Annotated in this window: 15 protein-coding genes and 1 pseudogene; 9 read left to right on the plus strand and 7 right to left on the minus strand. The window is 74.0% G+C overall.

Annotation, left to right across the window (positions count from 1 at the left end):
- Positions 1 to 7: 7 nt before the first annotated feature.
- The 7 genes from AB0B33_RS36655 to AB0B33_RS36685 are packed head-to-tail and all read left to right on the plus strand — an operon-like array spanning position 8 to position 8481.
- Complete coding sequence (locus tag AB0B33_RS36655) at positions 8 to 1162, plus strand: ADP-ribosylglycohydrolase family protein (protein WP_360780540.1); 1155 nt, start codon at positions 8 to 10, stop codon at positions 1160 to 1162.
- On the plus strand, positions 1159 to 2448 hold the full coding sequence (locus tag AB0B33_RS36660; protein WP_360780543.1) for an ADP-ribosylglycohydrolase family protein: 1290 nt from the start codon (positions 1159 to 1161) through the stop codon (positions 2446 to 2448). Before AB0B33_RS36655 ends, AB0B33_RS36660 begins: the two co-directional genes overlap by 4 nt.
- Positions 2445 to 3329 (plus strand): ribokinase, encoded by an 885-nt coding sequence (locus AB0B33_RS36665; protein ID WP_360780546.1) that lies wholly within the window; start codon positions 2445 to 2447, stop codon positions 3327 to 3329. The genes AB0B33_RS36660 and AB0B33_RS36665 overlap by 4 nt, the downstream gene beginning before the upstream one ends.
- Positions 3326 to 5194 (plus strand): SUMF1/EgtB/PvdO family nonheme iron enzyme, encoded by a 1869-nt coding sequence (locus AB0B33_RS36670; RefSeq protein ID WP_360780550.1) that lies wholly within the window; start codon positions 3326 to 3328, stop codon positions 5192 to 5194. The genes AB0B33_RS36665 and AB0B33_RS36670 overlap by 4 nt, the downstream gene beginning before the upstream one ends.
- Positions 5191 to 6399 (plus strand): CoA transferase, encoded by a 1209-nt coding sequence (locus tag AB0B33_RS36675; RefSeq protein WP_360780552.1) that lies wholly within the window; start codon positions 5191 to 5193, stop codon positions 6397 to 6399. The genes AB0B33_RS36670 and AB0B33_RS36675 overlap by 4 nt, the downstream gene beginning before the upstream one ends.
- A complete protein-coding gene (locus tag AB0B33_RS36680; protein WP_360780555.1) occupies positions 6396 to 7205 on the plus strand; it encodes a CoA ester lyase in 810 nt (269 codons plus the stop codon). Before AB0B33_RS36675 ends, AB0B33_RS36680 begins: the two co-directional genes overlap by 4 nt.
- A gap of 49 nt (positions 7206 to 7254) precedes the next feature.
- Positions 7255 to 8481: a hypothetical protein gene (locus AB0B33_RS36685; protein ID WP_360780558.1), complete on the plus strand. Its 1227-nt coding sequence runs from the start codon at positions 7255 to 7257 to the stop codon at positions 8479 to 8481.
- Between the two features lie 53 nt (positions 8482 to 8534).
- Here AB0B33_RS36685 and AB0B33_RS36690 read toward each other — a convergent pair.
- Positions 8535 to 8860 (minus strand): annotated as a pseudogene (locus AB0B33_RS36690) (transposase family protein); the annotation flags it as partial.
- Between the two features lie 95 nt (positions 8861 to 8955).
- The gene (locus AB0B33_RS36695; RefSeq protein WP_360780561.1) at positions 8956 to 9927 is read right to left on the minus strand and encodes a DUF5937 family protein; all 972 of its coding nucleotides are present in this window, start codon (positions 9925 to 9927) and stop codon (positions 8956 to 8958) included.
- A gap of 66 nt (positions 9928 to 9993) precedes the next feature.
- Here AB0B33_RS36695 and AB0B33_RS36700 point away from each other — a divergent pair, with 66 nt between their 5' ends.
- On the plus strand, positions 9994 to 11172 hold the full coding sequence (locus AB0B33_RS36700) for an MFS transporter (protein ID WP_360780564.1): 1179 nt from the start codon (positions 9994 to 9996) through the stop codon (positions 11170 to 11172).
- Here the strand turns inward: AB0B33_RS36700 and AB0B33_RS36705 are convergent.
- The 3 genes from AB0B33_RS36705 to AB0B33_RS36715 form a co-directional block, all read right to left on the minus strand.
- Positions 11165 to 12667 carry a hypothetical protein gene (locus AB0B33_RS36705; protein WP_360780567.1) on the minus strand — a complete coding sequence of 501 codons (1503 nt, stop codon included), beginning with the start codon at positions 12665 to 12667 and terminating at the stop codon, positions 11165 to 11167. The genes AB0B33_RS36700 and AB0B33_RS36705 overlap by 8 nt on opposite strands.
- Positions 12668 to 12754: 87 nt before the next feature.
- Positions 12755 to 12955: a hypothetical protein gene (locus tag AB0B33_RS36710; protein WP_247023784.1), complete on the minus strand. Its 201-nt coding sequence runs from the start codon at positions 12953 to 12955 to the stop codon at positions 12755 to 12757.
- A complete protein-coding gene (locus tag AB0B33_RS36715; RefSeq protein ID WP_360780570.1) occupies positions 12952 to 13359 on the minus strand; it encodes a DUF6010 family protein in 408 nt (135 codons plus the stop codon). Before AB0B33_RS36715 ends, AB0B33_RS36710 begins: the two co-directional genes overlap by 4 nt.
- Positions 13360 to 13481: 122 nt before the next feature.
- Between AB0B33_RS36715 and AB0B33_RS36720 the strand changes: the two genes are divergently transcribed.
- Entirely contained in the window at positions 13482 to 14126 is a 645-nt protein-coding gene (locus tag AB0B33_RS36720; protein WP_360780573.1) for a helix-turn-helix domain-containing protein, read from the plus strand.
- Between the two features lie 364 nt (positions 14127 to 14490).
- On the opposite strand, the gene AB0B33_RS36725 is transcribed toward AB0B33_RS36720, so the two are convergent.
- Both AB0B33_RS36725 and AB0B33_RS36730 read right to left on the minus strand, forming a co-directional pair.
- Positions 14491 to 14904 (minus strand): DUF5655 domain-containing protein, encoded by a 414-nt coding sequence (locus tag AB0B33_RS36725; RefSeq protein ID WP_360780576.1) that lies wholly within the window; start codon positions 14902 to 14904, stop codon positions 14491 to 14493.
- 17 nt (positions 14905 to 14921) lie between these two features.
- Positions 14922 to 15398, minus strand: a complete 477-nt coding sequence (locus tag AB0B33_RS36730; protein WP_360780579.1) for a MarR family transcriptional regulator — start codon at positions 15396 to 15398, stop codon at positions 14922 to 14924.
- Between the last annotated feature and the right edge of the window lie 48 nt (positions 15399 to 15446).

The raw sequence follows: 15446 nt of genomic DNA on the forward strand, positions 1-15446 counted from the left end.
CGGATTCGTGACCTGGCTGGAAGACCGGGCCGTCGCGGTGATCACCGGTGCGGCCGTCGGGGACGCCCTCGGCGGCGCCACCGAAGGGTGGACACCCGAGCAGATCGAAGAGCGGCACGGCGGCCGGGTGACCGGTGTCGTCGGGCCGTGGTACCCGGACTGGCGGACGGCCCGCCCGATCGCGCCGTACCACAAGGGCGACGGGCACATCACCGACGACACCCTCATGACGCGGGCGCTCGTCGAGGTGTACGCGAAGCGCCGGGCGCACCTCGACGCGTACGCGATGGCCGAGGACCTGGTGCCGCTGATGATCGGCGAACCGCGCTGGGTACCGGAGCTGGAGTCGACCGCGCTGCTGCTGCAGCGGGTCTTCCTCGCGGAGAAGTGGATCGTCGCGAGACTCCACTACGGACACGTCGACCCGCGGGAAGCGGGCGTGGGCAACGTGGTCAACTGCGGCGCGGCGATGTACGTCGCCCCGGTGGGCGTGGTCAACGCGGGTGATCCGCGGGCCGCGTACGCCGAGGCGATCGACCTGACCGGCGCGCACCAGTCCAGCTACGGCCGCGAGGCGGCGGGCGTGCTGGCCGCGATGGTGGCGGCCGCGGTCGCGCCCGGTGCGACACTCGACGACGTCGTCGCGGCCGCGCTGGACGTGGCCCACGACGGGACCGCGGCGGCGCTGCGCGCGGTCGTGGCGGCCTTCGGTGACCGGTCCGTCCCCCCGGCCACCGACGGGGAAGAACGCGCGCTGGCGGCTCTCGTCCGCGAGACCGTCGCGCCGTTCGACTCGGTCGGGCCGCACTACCGGGAGATGTCGATGGACGCGCGGCGGCCCTCGCGGACGAAGTCGATCGAGGAACTGCCCGCCGCGCTGGCGTTCGTGCTGGCGCACCGGGGCGACTTCCGCGGCGCGGTGCTGGCGGCCGTCAACTACGGCCGCGACGCCGACTCCATCGCCGTGATGGCGGCGGCGATCTGCGCGGGCCTCGGCGGGACGGCCGTGGTGCCGGCCGAGTGGGTCGACGAGGTCGGCGACGCCAGCCGGATGGACCTGCGGGAGACCGGGCACCTGCTGGCTTCGGCGGCCGCGGACATCCTGAAGGCCGACCGCGAGCGGGCGCTGGCCCGGGTGGCGTTCTTCGGGGAGACGGCGTGAGGCTGACCTGGGCCCGGCCCGAGGACCTGCTCCCGCACGAGCTGGTCCAGTCCGAAGCGGAGGGAAAGGACGTCTCCGCGGCGCGGGCGCGGTGGCTCGCGGCGGGCGGTGACCCGGTGCCCGCCGTGAGCGGCGCCGGTCCCGAGGCCCCCGGGCTGCGGCCGTTGGCGCGGGAGCTGCTGGATTCGCTGGACGCTCCGGTGAACGAGCCGGAGCCGGTCCTGCCGGTGGCGCCTTCGCTGCCGCGCGGGTCCCGCGGCCGGGAGCTGAACGCGTGGACCGGGCGGGCCGCGGGCTGCCTGCTCGGCAAGCCGGTGGAGAAGATCCCGCGCGAAGGGATCGAAGAGATCCTCCGCGCGACCGGCCGGTGGCCCCTCGACGGGTGGTTCACCGCGGTGGGCCTGCCCGCGGAGGTGGCCACGCGGTGGCCGTGGAACCGCCGGTCGGCCCCGACCTCGCTCGAAGAGAACATCGACGGGATGCCCGAGGACGACGACCTCAACTACCCGATGCTGGCGCTGTCGCTGGTGGAGGAGCGCGGCCGCGGGTTCACGACCGAGGACGTCGCCCAGCTGTGGCTGGACAACCTGCCCGCCGGGCGGGTGTTCACGGCGGAGCGCGCGGCCTACCGGAACCTGCTCGACGCGCGCGCCGTCCCGGAGACCGCCACCTACCGCAACCCGTTCCGGGAGTGGATCGGCGCGCTGATCCGCGCGGACGTGTTCGGCTGGATCAGCCCGGGCGACGTCCGGGCCGCGGCCCGGCTGGCCGCGGTGGACGCCCGGCTGAGCCACACGCGCAACGGCGTGTACGGCGCGATGTGGGCCGCGGGCCTGGCCTCGGCGGCGATGGTGTGCGACCGCGTCGAGGACGTCCTCGACGCGGCGGCGGCCGCGATCCCGGCGTCGAGCGACCTGGCGGCCGCGGTCTGCTTCGGACGTTCAGCGGCCGCGTCGGGCGATGTCGCGAGCGGACTCGACCGGCTCCACGCGGAATACGGGCACCTGCACTGGGTGCACGTGCTCAACAACGCCGCGGTGATCGCGTACGCGCTCGCGAAGGGCGGCGGCGAGTTCGGCCCGAGCGTCGCGATCGCGGTGACGGCGGGCTGGGACACCGACTCGGCGGCCGCGACGGTCGGGGGAGTGGTGGGCGCGCTGAGCGGCGTGGACGAGTACTGGAGCAAGCCCCTGGACGGCCGGATCGCGACGTCGCTGCCGGGTGGGGAACGGCGGATCGCCGACCTCGCGGCCCGCACGGCGGCGCTCGCGGAGGCCGTCCGATGACGGGGGGACGAGTTGTCGTCGTGGGGTCCGCCAACGTCGATCTCGCCGTCGACGTGCCCCGGGCGCCGAAGGCCGGCGAGACCGTCCTCGGCGACCGCCTTCGCCGCAGCCCCGGGGGCAAGGGGGCGAACCAGGCCGTCGCCGCCGCGCTCGCCGGGGGTGCCGACACCTCCTTCGTCGGCGCGCTCGGCGAAGACGAAGGCGCCGACCTGATCCTCGTCTCCCTCGGCGGCGCCGGCGTCCGCACCGACCTCGTCGAGCGGGCCGAAGCGCCGACCGGGACCGCCTTCATCACCGTGGCCCCGGACGGCGAGAACGCCATCGTCGTCGCCCCGGGCGCCAACGACCACGTCGAGATCGGGGCGGCGCAGGCCGATCGGATCGCCGAGGCCGACGTCGTGCTCGCGCAGCTCGAGATCCCGCTCGGCGTCGTCGCGGACGCCGCCGCCGCGAAACGGCCCGGCGCGCTGGTGATCCTCAACGCGGCGCCGTCGCGGGAGCTGCCCGAGTCGCTCTGGGACGTCGTCGACCTGCTCGTCGTCAACGAACACGAAGCCGCCGATCTGGCGGGCGAGCCCGAAAAGCTGCTCGCGCGGGTGCCGGCGGTGGTCGTCACCCTCGGCGGCGAGGGCTGCGTGGTCCTCCGCCGCAACGCCGAGCCCGTGCGGATTCCCGGCCTCCCGGTCGACGCGGTGGACACCACCGGCGCGGGCGACACCTTCTGCGGCGTCCTCGCGGCCGCGCTGGCCCAGGGCCTCGACCTGCCCGAAGCCGCCCGGCGGGCGGGCGCGGCCGGGGCGCTGGCGGTCACCCGGCCCGGGGCCCAGGCCGCCGTCCCCACCGCCGCGGAAGTGGCGGCGCTCGAAGGAAAGGCACGATGACCACCACGTTCGACCCGCTCGTCCCGCGGCCGATCGACCGGCCCACCGAGGTACGCGGCCCGTTGTCCGGTTTGGACGAAGCGAAGATCTTCGCCGCGCCCCGGGACCCGGCCGACCGGCCCGCGTGGCGCGCGAAGCTGCGTGAATGGCGCGAGGACGCCCGCGAGCGCCACGGCTACACCGGAGCCGCCTACGACCGTCCCCAAGCGACCTGGGCGGCGTCCTGCCACGCGGTCGCCCAGGTGTGGCTCTGGGACGAACTGCTGTACTCGTTCGAAGAAGACCGCTTCACGCCCGGGCGCTTCCTCGCCGACGCCCGGGCGCGCTTCGGCGGGCTCGACGCCGTCGTCCTCTGGCACGCCTACCCGGTGATCGGCCTCGACGACCGCAACCAGTGGGACTTCTACCGCGACGTCCCGGGCCTCGCCGACCTGATCGGCACCCTGCACGACGAAGGCCTGCGCGTCTTCGTCGACTACAACCCCTGGGACGTCGGCACCCGCCGCGGCGCGGACGACCCCACCGAACTCGCCGCGCTCGTCGCCGATTTCGCGGCCGACGGCGTCTTCCTCGACACGCTCAAGAAGGCCGAGCCGGACTTCGTCGACCGGCTCGAAGCCGCCCGGCCCGGGATCGTCCTCGAAGGCGAATCGAAGCTCGCCGTCGAGCGGATCGAGGACCACGCGGCGTCGTGGGCCCAGTTCTTCGCCGACTCGCCCGTGCCCGGCGTCCTGCGTGCCCACTGGTACGAGCGGCGGCACATGCAGCACCACGTCCGCCGCTGGCACCGCGACCACAGCGAAGAGCTGCAGTCGGCGTGGCTCAACGGCGTCGGCGTCATGGTCTGGGAAGTCGTCTTCGGCGTCTGGGTCGGCTGGTCGGCGCGCGACGCCGCGACCGTCCGCCGGATGGTCACGCTCCAGCGCGCGGCGAAGGACCTCCTCCTCGACGGGGACTGGACCCCGCTGGCCGAGCTGCCGCCCGAAGCCGAAGCCGCCGGCGTTTACGCGTCCCGCTGGGAACTCGGCGGCAGGACACTGTGGACCCTCGCCAACCGCGGCGACACCGACTACCACGGCCCGCTGCCCGGCACCGACCTCCTCGGCGGGGTCCCGGCCCGCGGCATCGGCGCGACGGCGGAGGGCTGGCGCCCGGAGCTGCCCACCCTGCCGCACGACCCGGACGCCCGGTTCCCGCACCGGGTCGCGGCCCGCGTCCGTCCACAACGGACCGGAGGAACGCCGGACGAAGACGCCGTCGTCGTCCCGGCGGGCCCGTACGTGCTCACCGTCCGGTACCGCGCCCGCGAGACCGGGATGTACCAGGGCGCGCCCTACGTCGACGAATGGAAGCCGCTCCCGCCGCGCCTGCACGACGCCCGGACGCTGCAGCGCGAGGGCGAGCTGACGACGGCCGTCGCGGTCGGCGTCACGGAGGTGACCGTCGCGCAGTTCGCGGAGTTCGTGGCCGCCACCGGGTACGAACCCCGGCAGAAGCACCGTTTTCTCGCCCGGCGGGGAAAACCGGACGAGCCGGTCACCTACGTCGACCTCGGCGACGCCCGCGCGTACTGCGCCTGGCGCGGCGGGCGCCTGCCGACCGAGGACGAATGGCAGCTGGCGGGGGAGCAGCTGCGCCGCGGCACCCCGGCTGTCTGGAACTGGACCGAGAGCGAGCACTCCGACGGCCGCACGCGGTTCGTGATGCTCAAGGGCGGCAGCGACTACGCGGCCGAGGGCTCCGAGTGGTACGTCGAAGGCGGCCGCAAAGACCCCGGGTACGCCGTGAAGCTGCTGCTCCCCGGGCTCGGTCTCGCGCGCGGCGCGACGGTGGGCTTCCGGTGCGCCTGGGAGGTGCCGTCGTGAGCGTCTCCCGCGACCCCGCCGCCGGGGCACTGGCCGGGCTGCGCGTCGTCGACGCGTCCACGCTCTTCGCCGGGCCGATGGCCGCGATGCACCTCGGCGACATGGGGGCCGAGGTGATCAAGGTCGAGCACCCCCGCAAGCCGGATCCCTCGCGGACCCACGGCGCCGCGAAGGACGGCGTCAACCTCTGGTGGAAGACGCTCGGCCGGAACAAGCGCACGATCACCGCCGACCTCGGCAGCGAAGGCGGCCGCGAGGTCTTCCTCGCCCTCGTCACCACCGCCGACGTCGTGATCGAGAACTTCCGCCCGGGCACCCTCGAGCGCTGGAACCTCGGGTACGAGGAGCTCGCGAGCTGGAACCCGGAGCTCGTCCTCGCCCGGGTCACCGGCTTCGGGCAGACCGGCCCGTACCGGAGCCGGCCCGGCTTCGGCACCCTCGCCGAGGCGATGAGCGGGTTCGCGGCGACCACCGGGGAGCCGGACGGCCCGCCGACGCTCCCGCCGTTCGGGCTCGCCGACGGGGTCGCGTCCCTGGCCACGGCGTACGCGATCATGGTCGCGCTGGCGGCGCGCGCGACCACCGGGCGCGGGCAGGTCGTCGACACCGCGATCATCGAGCCGATGCTGGCCATGCTCGGCCCGCAGATCACGCGCTGGGACCAGCTGCGCACCGTCCAGCCGCGCACCGGCAACCGGTCGATCAACAACGCGCCGCGCAACACCTACCGCACCGCCGACGGCCAGTGGGTCGCGGTGTCCACCTCGGCCCAGTCGATCGCCGAGCGCGTGGTCCGGCTGGTCGGCCGGCCCGACCTGGCCGACGAGCCGTGGTTCGCCGGCGGTGCCGAGCGCGCCCGGCACGCCGACGAACTCGACGAAGCCGTCGGCAAGTGGATCGGGCAGCGCACGCGCGACGAGGTCGTCGCGGCGTTCGAAGGGGCCCAGGCGGCGGTGGCGCCGATCTACGACGCCGCCGACATCGTCGCCGACCCGCAGTTCCGGGCGCTCGGCACGATCCACGAGATCGACGACGCCGAGCTGGGGCCGATGCTCATGCAGGGCCCGCTGTTCCGGCTCTCGGGCCACGACGGCGTCATCGGGTTCACCGGGCGGCCGCACGGCGCCGACACCGACGCGGTCCTGGACGAACTCGGGTTCGCCCCGGAGCGGGTGGCCGAGCTGCGGGACCGGGGTGCGGTGTGAGCCCGCCGCTCACGTTCCTCTACGCGCCGGCGGACCGGCCGGACCGGGTGCGCAAGGCCCTGGAGTCGGGCGCGGACGTCGTCCTCGTCGACCTCGAGGACGCCGTCGCCCCGGCCCGCAAGGACGAGGCCCGGGAAAACGCCGTGCGGCTGCTCGCTTCGGTGTCCCGGCCGGTGCAGGTGCGCGTCAACCACCCGAGCACGCCGTGGCACGAGGCCGACCTCGCGGCGGTCGCGGACCTCCCGGTGGGGGTGCGGCTGCCGAAGGTCGAGGCACCGGAGGAGGTCCGGGCCGTGGCCGCGGTGCTCCCGGGCCGGGACCTGCACCCGCTGATCGAGTCCGCGCTGGGCGTGGAACGCGCCCTGGACATCGCGACGGCGTCGCCGGGGGTGGCGTCGATCGGGCTGGGCGAGGCGGACCTGCGCTCGGACCTCGGCGTGGCCGACGACGCCGGGCTGACGTGGGCACGCAGCCGGGTGATCGTCGCGGCGCGGGCCGCGCGGCTCGCCCCGCCGGCGATGTCGGCGTACGTGAACGTCCGCGACCTCGACGGGCTCGCGGCGTCGTGCCGCGCGGGCCGGGCGCTGGGGTTCCGCGGCCGGACGGCGATCCACCCGGTGCAGCTGGAAACGATCCGGACCGCGTTCCTGCCGACGCGCGAGGAGGTTTCGCGGGCGCGTGAGGTCATCGCGCGGGTGGCGGGCGCGACGGCCGCCGGCGTGGGCGCGATCGCGTTGCCGGACGGGACGTTCCTCGACGTGGCCATGGTGGAGCAGGCGCGCACGGTGCTGTCCCTGGCCGACTAGTACAAGCGCGTTGTACGGAATTTGGACCCTCGTGTGGCGCACTGGCGCCATGCGAATTCCGAAAGCGATCGTCCTCGCGCTGGCCGTGGTGGCCGGCGCACTGGCGCTGCCCGGGACGGCGAGCGCCGCCTACAGCGACCCGCTGACGACCACCACGAAGCAGAACCTGGTCTGGCACGCGACCCCGGCGGCGGCGCTGACCGCGCTGGACAACGCGCTGCCGAACGTCAGCCTCAACACGGTCGTCAACGACACCAGCTACGCGATGACCGGCTGCACGAGCGCGGAAAAGGCGGCGCTGCCGAAGGCGCCCGTGGCGACGAAGTCGCTGTGCTGGGACAGCGAACGGGCGGGCAGCACGACGTGGGTGCCCCAGGGCATCACGACCTCCGGCGACGCCGACGACGACGGCTTGTGGGGCGCGGACAAGATCATCCTGTCCGGCTGGCACGGCACCACCGAGCTCGGCCGCTACAACGACGCGCGGATCCAGGCTGTCAACTACGCCGACCCGGCCGCGGCCGCGCACCGGATGATGTACCTGGCCGTGCCGAACAGCACCGGCAGCAGCTTTTCCTCGGCGCAGGCGCACATGGGCGGGATGGCCTGGTACGGCGACAAGATCTACGTCACCGCGGTGGGCAACACCTCGACCGCGATCCGCGTCTTCAGCACCAAGCACATCCTGCAGCTGAGCGACACGACGTCGAACGCGATCGGCAAGACCTCCGGCGGGTACGCGGCCTACACCTACAAGTACGCGATGATGCAGGTCGGGTACTACTCGTACGCGGGCGGCACGTGCAGCATGTCCTCCGACACGGGCGTGCCGTGCTTCTCGTCGCTGTCGCTGGACCGCAGCACCAGCCCGGCCTCGGTGGTGACGACGGAGTACTTCTCCGACCAGACCCGCCACGGCCGCCTGTACCGCTTCCCGATGGGCACGGACTACCTGCTGACCGGCACCGCGTCCGAGGCGTACCGCAGTTCCGTCGGGAACATGCAGGGAGTGTTGTCCCACAACGGCAAGTGGTACGTCGCCCACAGCTCGGCCACCCTCAACGGCCAGCTCTGGACCCAGACGACGACGGCGAGCACGTCGGCGACCTGCGGCACGACGACGGCTTGCTGGGCGGTCCACCCGGAAGCGCTGACGTACGACTGGGCGACGGGCCTGGTCTGGTCCCAGTCGGAGTGGTCGACGGCGGACTGCAAGGCACAGAACCAGACGTGCGGCCGTGCGGTGTTCGCGGTGCCGCTGACGTCGCTGGGCTAACGGCACGCGAGAAGTCGGCTGACGCTCGGGCCAAGCGCCACATTGAGGTTTTCTCAGTAGCGGTGTTGGTGTTCATAATGGGTGAGCACGAGGGTGGCCTGGTGATGGCGCCGATGCGATGGGGGCAGAGGGTGATGCGGGTGAGGGTGCGCCACCGGGTTTTGAGCATCGCCCTCGCGCGTTCGCCGAGACAGCGAAGGCGGGCGTGGAGCAGGTTGTAGGCCAGATTGTCGCTGGCGAGAGGTGGTTGACCCGCGGTTTTCTTGAACGGGGTCAGGACACCGACGCCTGCTGAGTGGTAGGCCTTGTCAGCGAGGGTCGTGAGGCCTCGGCCGGCGGCAGCGGTGAGGGCGCCGATGATGCCGAGTTCGCGGGCGGCGCCGTCTCAGGGCAACACGCACCCCCACCCGTCCCTACTGGGAAAACCTCATTGGGGCGCATCGCGGGCCACGCTCACCGAACCTCGGCCACGCGTCACCTGCCGTCCAAAAGGGACGTTCCGAGCGCCGTGATCAGGTACCGGACCTGGCGCCCGGAACGTTCCCGGTCCACCAGTCCCGTTCCGCGCAGGACAGCCAAGTGCTGCGAGACCGCGCTGGGCGTGACGCCGAGGGCTCGGGCCAGGTCGGTCGTCGTCGCGGGGGAGCGGAGGGCTTCGAGGAGCCCGGCCCGCGCGCCGCCGAGGAGGCGGACCGTGCCCTGAGCCGGGGGCCGGGTGCCCGCCGTCCACAGGGCGCCGCGGCCGCGGGCCGGGTAGCGGACCGTCGTCTGCGTGGACGTGTTCCGCTTGACCAGGACGTGCGGTGAGCCGAGCACGACCGGGATCAGCACGAGCCCGCCGGGACCGCGGTTGACCGGGCGGGCGCCGTCGAGCAGCAGCTTTCCCCCGTGCCAGCGCAGGTCCGGGTGCAGGCCGGTGAACAGCCGCTGCGCGCCGCCCGTGGCCAGCTCCCGGGCGCGGTGGGCGACGTCGGCGTCGAGGACGGCCCGGATCCGCGGCCAGTGCGGGGCCACCAGGCGCTCGTGCGCCGCACGCAGCTCCGCGGTGATCGCCTTCAGCCCGGCCGCCGGGTGGGCGGCGAGGTCGGCGGCCGGCCCGGGGAGCTCCGCGCCGAACACGCGGGTGAGGCTGGCCCGGACCTGGCGGGCGGTCGTGCGCCGCAGGGCGGCGAGGTCGTCCTCGATGGACGGACCCGACCCCCGCGGCGCGGGCACCAGGAACTCCGGCCAGCTGGGCCGGTCGTTGACCAGCAGCGGCCACGTCCACGCGAGGTCGAGGGGCTCGCGGGCCAGCTCGCCGGTCGCCCAGCGCAGCCACGGCAGGGCTTCCGCCTGCCGTTCGCGGCCGCCGAGCTGCTGCAGGCACGCCACCGTTTCCGAGAGCGGGGAGACGGCGAGGCGGGTCGCCGCCAGCTCGGCGACGTCGAGTTCCACCGTGAGCGCCACGGTCCCGAGTATGTAGCACCGCGCTAAACGGTGTCCGGCGCCGCCGGAGCGCCGGAGGATCGCGGGATGACCCGGCTGCCCCACCGGCGCCTGTGGTGGGCGACCGGCGTCGACAACCTCGGCACCGGCGCGTTCACCGCGGCGGTGCCCCTCCTGACCGTCACCGTGACGCGCGACCCCCGGCTCGTGTCCCTCGTCGCGACCGCGGCCTACCTCCCGTGGCTGCTGCTGGCCCTGCCCGCGGGTGCGCTGGCCGACCGCTGCGACCGGGCGACGCTGATGTGGCGGGCGCAGGCGGTCCAAGCCGCGCTGGCCGCCGCGATCGCCGTGCTCGCGGCGGGCGGCCGCATCGGCGTCCCGGTGCTCGCCGTCCTCGCGTTCGGCCTCGGCGCCGGCGACGTCGTGTTCGGCACCGCCGCGCAGGCGATCCTGCCGGATCTGATCGCCCGCCCGTTGCTGCCGCGGGCGAACGGCCGCCAGCAGGCGATCACGACCGTCACCCAGCAGTTCGCCGGGCCACCGCTGGGCAGCGCGTTGTTCGGCGTCGCGGCGGCCCTGCCGTTCGGGCTCGACGCCGTTTCGTTCGCGGTGTCCGCCGCGGTCGTGGCCACGCTGCCCCGGCGCGCCCGCGGCGAGGCACGGCGTTCCGGCGTCAGCGAGGGGCTGACCTGGCTCCGCCGGCACCGGCTGCTGCGGACCCTCGCCGTCCTGCTGGGGATCAACACCTTCGGCGGCCAGCTCGCCAACGCGGTCCTGGTGCTGCTCGCCACGCAGGTGGTGCACGTCGGCGCGCGCGGCTACGGCGTGCTGCTCGCCGCCGCGGCGCTCGGCAGCGTCGCCGGCGGTCTGGTCAACGCGCGGGTCGTGGCCGCGATCGGAACCCGGGCGGCGCTGCTGACGGCGCTGACCGTCAACGTCGGCGCGTTCGCCGGCATCGGCCTGAGCTCCGCCGCCGTGCCGATGGGGGCGTTCCTGGCCGTGAACGGCTTCGCCACGACGCTCTGGAACATCGTCGCCGTCGGCCTCCGCCAGCGGCTCGTGCCGCCCGCGCTGCTCGGCCGCGTCACCGGCGCGTACCGCCTGCTCGGCTGGGGCCTGATCCCCGCCGGCACGCTGACCGGCGGGCTGGTCGCACACGCGCTGGGCCTGCGGGCGCCCTACCTCCTGGCGGCCGCCGTGCGCGGGATCGCGCTGCTGGTGGCGCTGCCGGTGCTGGTGCGCGAACTCCGGGACGACGTCAGCTGACCGGCGCCGGCTCCGGTTCGTGCGCCGACGGCGGTGGCGGGGTGGCCGCGGCCCGGCGGCGCTCCCACCACGCCTTCCCTCGCCGGACCAGCACCGGCCCCGCCACGACGCACAGCGCGAGCGCCGCGACGTCGAGCAGGTACGCCGCCAGCCACACGTGCTTGGCGATCTCGAAGTAGCCGTCGCCGACCACCGACATCGTCACGATGCCGAGCGCGCTCGTCACGGCCACTCCCGCGACGACGCCGTAGCGGGTCGTCGCGGGACGGCGGCGCAGCAGCGCGAACACCGTCGCGGCCAGGCCCAGCAGGACGAGCAGGACCGGCCACCACCACAGGCCCATGCTGTCGAGCCACGCCTGGAACGTCGTCGCGTCGCCGCCCATGTCGCCGCTGACCGGGGCCGAGTTGTCCGGGGGCCGGGTCGCCGCCGTCCACGGCTCGTCCGGCAGGTACGGGAGGCTGCGCCCGAGGGTGGCCTGCAGGCCGGTGCCGATCGCGGACGCCAGCGCGCCGGGGTGCGTCAGCAGCAGGTCCCAGACCTTGTGCTTGACCGGCGCCGGGTTCTCCAGCAGCACGTCCGCGCCGGCCAGCGCTTCCGGGCCGTCCGGGTAGTACGCGTGGCCCGCGCTCCGCTGCGCCTCCGCCGGCAGCCCGAGCCCGGCCGCCGAGCCCGGGAACTCGACCAGGCCGAGGGTGTAGACCACGTTGACCGCGTTGACGTCGGCGTAGTTGCGGTCCTGCCAGGCGAGGTTGGCCCGGATCGGGGCGATGAGCTCCAGCACGAGCAGGACGGCGAGCACCGGCCCGACGATCCGGCCGGACCACCAGCGGCCCCGGCCCGGCCGGGCCGCGGTCACCGCGCACACCAGCACGGCCAGCACGAACAGCGGCAGGAAGCCGATCTTCGCCAGCCCGCCCACGACCCCGCCGACGGCGACGAGGCCGAGCGCCGCCAGCCGCGCGAAGCCGTCCTCGGCCTTGGTCGCGGCGATCACCGCCAGCCCGCAGAGCAGCGCGTACGCGCCGAACAACCCGGCGGGCTCGGCGAAGGTCGAGATGAACAGCCGCGCGAAGGACGGCTCGAGCAGGGGCAGCAACGGCGGAAGCAGGAAGAGCAGGCGCCGGGTGCCGCGGGCCTGCACCGCCCACGCCGCCGGCAGCGTGACCAGGAAGACCAGGAGCACGTAGAGCCAGCCCAGCTTGACCAGGCTGAACGCGCCGTCCCCGCCGGCGACGGACTCGAAGAGCACCGCGGCGCTCGAGGGCTGCGGATCCGGGCACGGCGTACCGCGGCCGAAGTCGAGCACCACGCCGCCGAGCCAGCTCGCCTTGTGGTCCGGCGTGGCCGGCGTCAGTCCGGGCCCGCAGAACAACCGGTAACCGTCCCCGTTGTCCCCGGCGCCGGTCGGTGTACCGCCCAGCAGACCGAGGACGAGCGCCAGCACGAGCGCGGCGATCGCCGCGGTCGCCGTGGCGATCCCCACCCTCTTCATGCCGGTCAGCGTAGGTGGTCGGTTCGCCCGGTGGTTCCGGAACTCCCGATTTCCCCTTTCGCGCCCGCCGTCCCCGGGTGCCTGTGCTCAGGCGCCCGGGTGGCCGCACGCGTAGACGTTCGCCGAGGCGAGCGCCACGCAGGCGGGGCAGGTGTTCACCGGCCGGTCGCGGCGGCCGTAGTAGGGGTGGCGGGCACCGCACAGCGCCGTGAGCACGTCCCCGGGCCGGGGCTCCGGGTGGCACCGGGGGCAGAAGGCGTGCGCTGCGCGTTCGACGTCGGTGCTCATGGCACCGGAGTACCCGTGGTGGCGGTGCGCGAACCCAGGACCGCGCGGCCGCCGGTGAAGCACCAGATCGCGATGACCGGGTCGCAGAGCGCGCAGCCGAACGACGAATCGTGCGCGAACGGCAGGATCGGCTGCCCCTTGAGGTGGTGCACGACGTCCCAGCCGGTGTGCAGCAGCCAGCCGACGCCGATGAACGTCCACGAGTCGAGCCCGCGGAAGGCGACGTAGGTCATGACGGTGCAGAACACCAGTTCCCACGGCCCGAGCGCGCCGCCGGAGAGGTACGCGGCGCCCGCCCCGCCGACCACGACGGCGTTGAGCCGCCGCCGGTGCGCGTCGGGGACGAACGAGTTGAGCACGACGTAGAGGAGGCCGATCACGATCGGCGCGAGGAACTGGATCACGCCGGAAACGCTAGGAACCGCCGTCGTCGCGGGCCAGTGGCTGTCCGGCCACCCTCCGCCGGGTTCTCGCCAGCGGAGGCGGCTCCGTAAAGTGGGGACCGGGAACGATCAGGGTGGGCTGGATGAACGTGAAGGCGGACCGCGCGAGTGCGACGCGGGAAAGCATCCTCGTCACGGCGGAGCGGCTCTTCGCCGAGCACGGGGTGCATGTGGTGTCCAACCGGCACATCAGCGAGGCGGCCGGGCAGGGCAACAACGCGGCGGTGAACTACCACTTCGGCACGAAGGTCGACCTGGTCCGCGCGATCGTCCGCAAGCACGCGGAACCCATGGAGCGGCTGCGCGAGGAGCTGGTCGAGGCCGTCGGCGGCGATGGCGACCTGCGCGACTGGGTGGCCTGCCTGGTCCGTCCGAGCACGAGCCACCTGCGGGAACTGGGTTCGCCGACGTGGTTCGCGCGGTTCAGCGCCCAGGTGATGACCGACCCGGCGCTGCGGGCGATCATCGCCGAGGAGTCCCTGTCCTCACCGGCGCTGGCCCGCGCGGTCGAGGGCCTGAACCGCTGCCTGGACGGCCTGCCCGCGGAGGTCCGCGCCGAGCGCGGCGACATGGCCCGCCAGCTGATGATCCACATGACGGCCGAGCGCGAACGCGCGCTGGCCGAGGGCACGGCAACGCCGAGGGCGAGCTGGGACGACGCGGGGACCGGGCTGATCGACGCGGTCACCGGCCTGCTCCTGGCCCCGGTCTCCCCGGGCCGCGCCTAGCGCTCGAGAACTGACAGAGGTTGTCGACAGTCCGGGACCCTGATCAAGACAGACCCATGGCTGAACGAGTGTGGAGCGAGAAAGACCTGGTCAGGCGCGCGAACCGGCGCCTGGCCGTCGCGGCGACCTGCCGCTGCTACCGCATCAGCCGCACCGTGTTCGACCGGTGAAACACCGCCACGACGACGGAATCGACGGTCTGAAGGACTGCTCGAGCGCCCCGCTGCACTGCCGGACCACCACTTCGCCAGAAGCGGTCGAGAACATCAGCGCTCGAGAAGGAGTTTGCGGAGGCAGCCGGTCGAGCGAGCCGGGCCGCGGTCCTTCGGGTCGGCAGCGCGGCATCTCGTCCCGGACCGATCACTCAGGAAGTCTCGTAGGCGAGCGTCAGCCAGCCGCGCACGGCGTCGTCCACATCGGACACCTCGCGCAGCTTGAGCTGGTGCCCCACCCGGGGGCCGGTCGCCCAGCGGGCCGGTGCGATCCGCGCCGTCTCCACCGGGTGCGGGAGCCACAGGTACACCAAGACGTCTTGGGACCGCGGCCGCAGCTCGGCGAGCTTGCGGTCGCGTTTGAGGAACACCCCGACCTTGACGGCGTCCTCGTGGACGTCGCCGAGGGTGTGCAGGTGCGCGAGGACGGCGTCGTAGACCTCGCGCTGCCACGGCGCTTTCCCGGCGAAGGTGTCCTCGACCGTGCAGCCGGGGACGCAGGTGTGCCCCTGGCCGGCGCGCGCGAACTCGCGGTCGCAGCGCGGGCACGTCCAGCGGGTCGCCATGCCGTCCAGCATGGCACTCACAGCGCGGCCGGGCCGAGCGCCGGGATGGTCGCGGCCGCGTGCACCAGCCGCCGGGCCGCCGTGGCCGCGGCCTTGCGCTGCGCGGGCGGCAGCCGGTCCAGCAGCTCGCCCAGCGCCGCGTGCCGCCGGGCGAGGATCTCGCCCACCAGCGCGTGCCCGGTCTCGGTGACCTCCAGGGTGACGACGCTGCGGTTGCGCGCGTCGCGCCCGCGGGCGACGTAGCCGAGGGCTTCCAGCCGGTCGGCCAGCCGCGTCACCGACGAGGCGTTGACGCCCATCGCCTCGGCCAGCCGCGAGCTCGGCACCCGGCCGAGGCGGTCGAGGATGAGCAGGAGCCGGGTCTGCGGGAACGAGACTTCCGCCGGTGCCGCGTGCGCGCACTCCCACGCGATCCCGACCAGGACGAGGGTGAGGCCGTCCAGGGCCACCACGTCCGGGCCGGCGCCCGAGGCGGCGTCTTCGAGGGTTTGCATGAAGCAATACTTGCCAACCGCAAGAGGATCGGTCAAGATGGGTGACTC

Origin of the sequence: Amycolatopsis sp. NPDC049159 (assembly GCF_040648295.1) — a bacterium.
Lineage (GTDB): Bacteria > Actinomycetota > Actinomycetes > Mycobacteriales > Pseudonocardiaceae > Amycolatopsis > Amycolatopsis pretoriensis_A.

What these genes read in the sequence shown, in the direction of transcription:
- AB0B33_RS36720 (WP_360780573.1), top strand. Translation starts at nt 13,482, where the DNA reads ATGAACGTGAAGGCGGACCGCGCGAGTGCGACGCGGGAAAGCATCCTC.
- AB0B33_RS36670 (WP_360780550.1), top strand. Translation starts at nt 3,326, where the DNA reads ATGACCACCACGTTCGACCCGCTCGTCCCGCGGCCGATCGACCGGCCC.
- AB0B33_RS36685 (WP_360780558.1), top strand. Translation starts at nt 7,255, where the DNA reads ATGCGAATTCCGAAAGCGATCGTCCTCGCGCTGGCCGTGGTGGCCGGC.
- AB0B33_RS36700 (WP_360780564.1), top strand. Translation starts at nt 9,994, where the DNA reads ATGACCCGGCTGCCCCACCGGCGCCTGTGGTGGGCGACCGGCGTCGAC.
- AB0B33_RS36705 (WP_360780567.1), bottom strand. Translation starts at nt 12,667, where the DNA reads ATGAAGAGGGTGGGGATCGCCACGGCGACCGCGGCGATCGCCGCGCTC.
- AB0B33_RS36730 (WP_360780579.1), bottom strand. Translation starts at nt 15,398, where the DNA reads ATGCAAACCCTCGAAGACGCCGCCTCGGGCGCCGGCCCGGACGTGGTG.
- AB0B33_RS36710 (WP_247023784.1), bottom strand. Translation starts at nt 12,955, where the DNA reads ATGAGCACCGACGTCGAACGCGCAGCGCACGCCTTCTGCCCCCGGTGC.
- AB0B33_RS36725 (WP_360780576.1), bottom strand. Translation starts at nt 14,904, where the DNA reads ATGGCGACCCGCTGGACGTGCCCGCGCTGCGACCGCGAGTTCGCGCGC.
- AB0B33_RS36665 (WP_360780546.1), top strand. Translation starts at nt 2,445, where the DNA reads ATGACGGGGGGACGAGTTGTCGTCGTGGGGTCCGCCAACGTCGATCTC.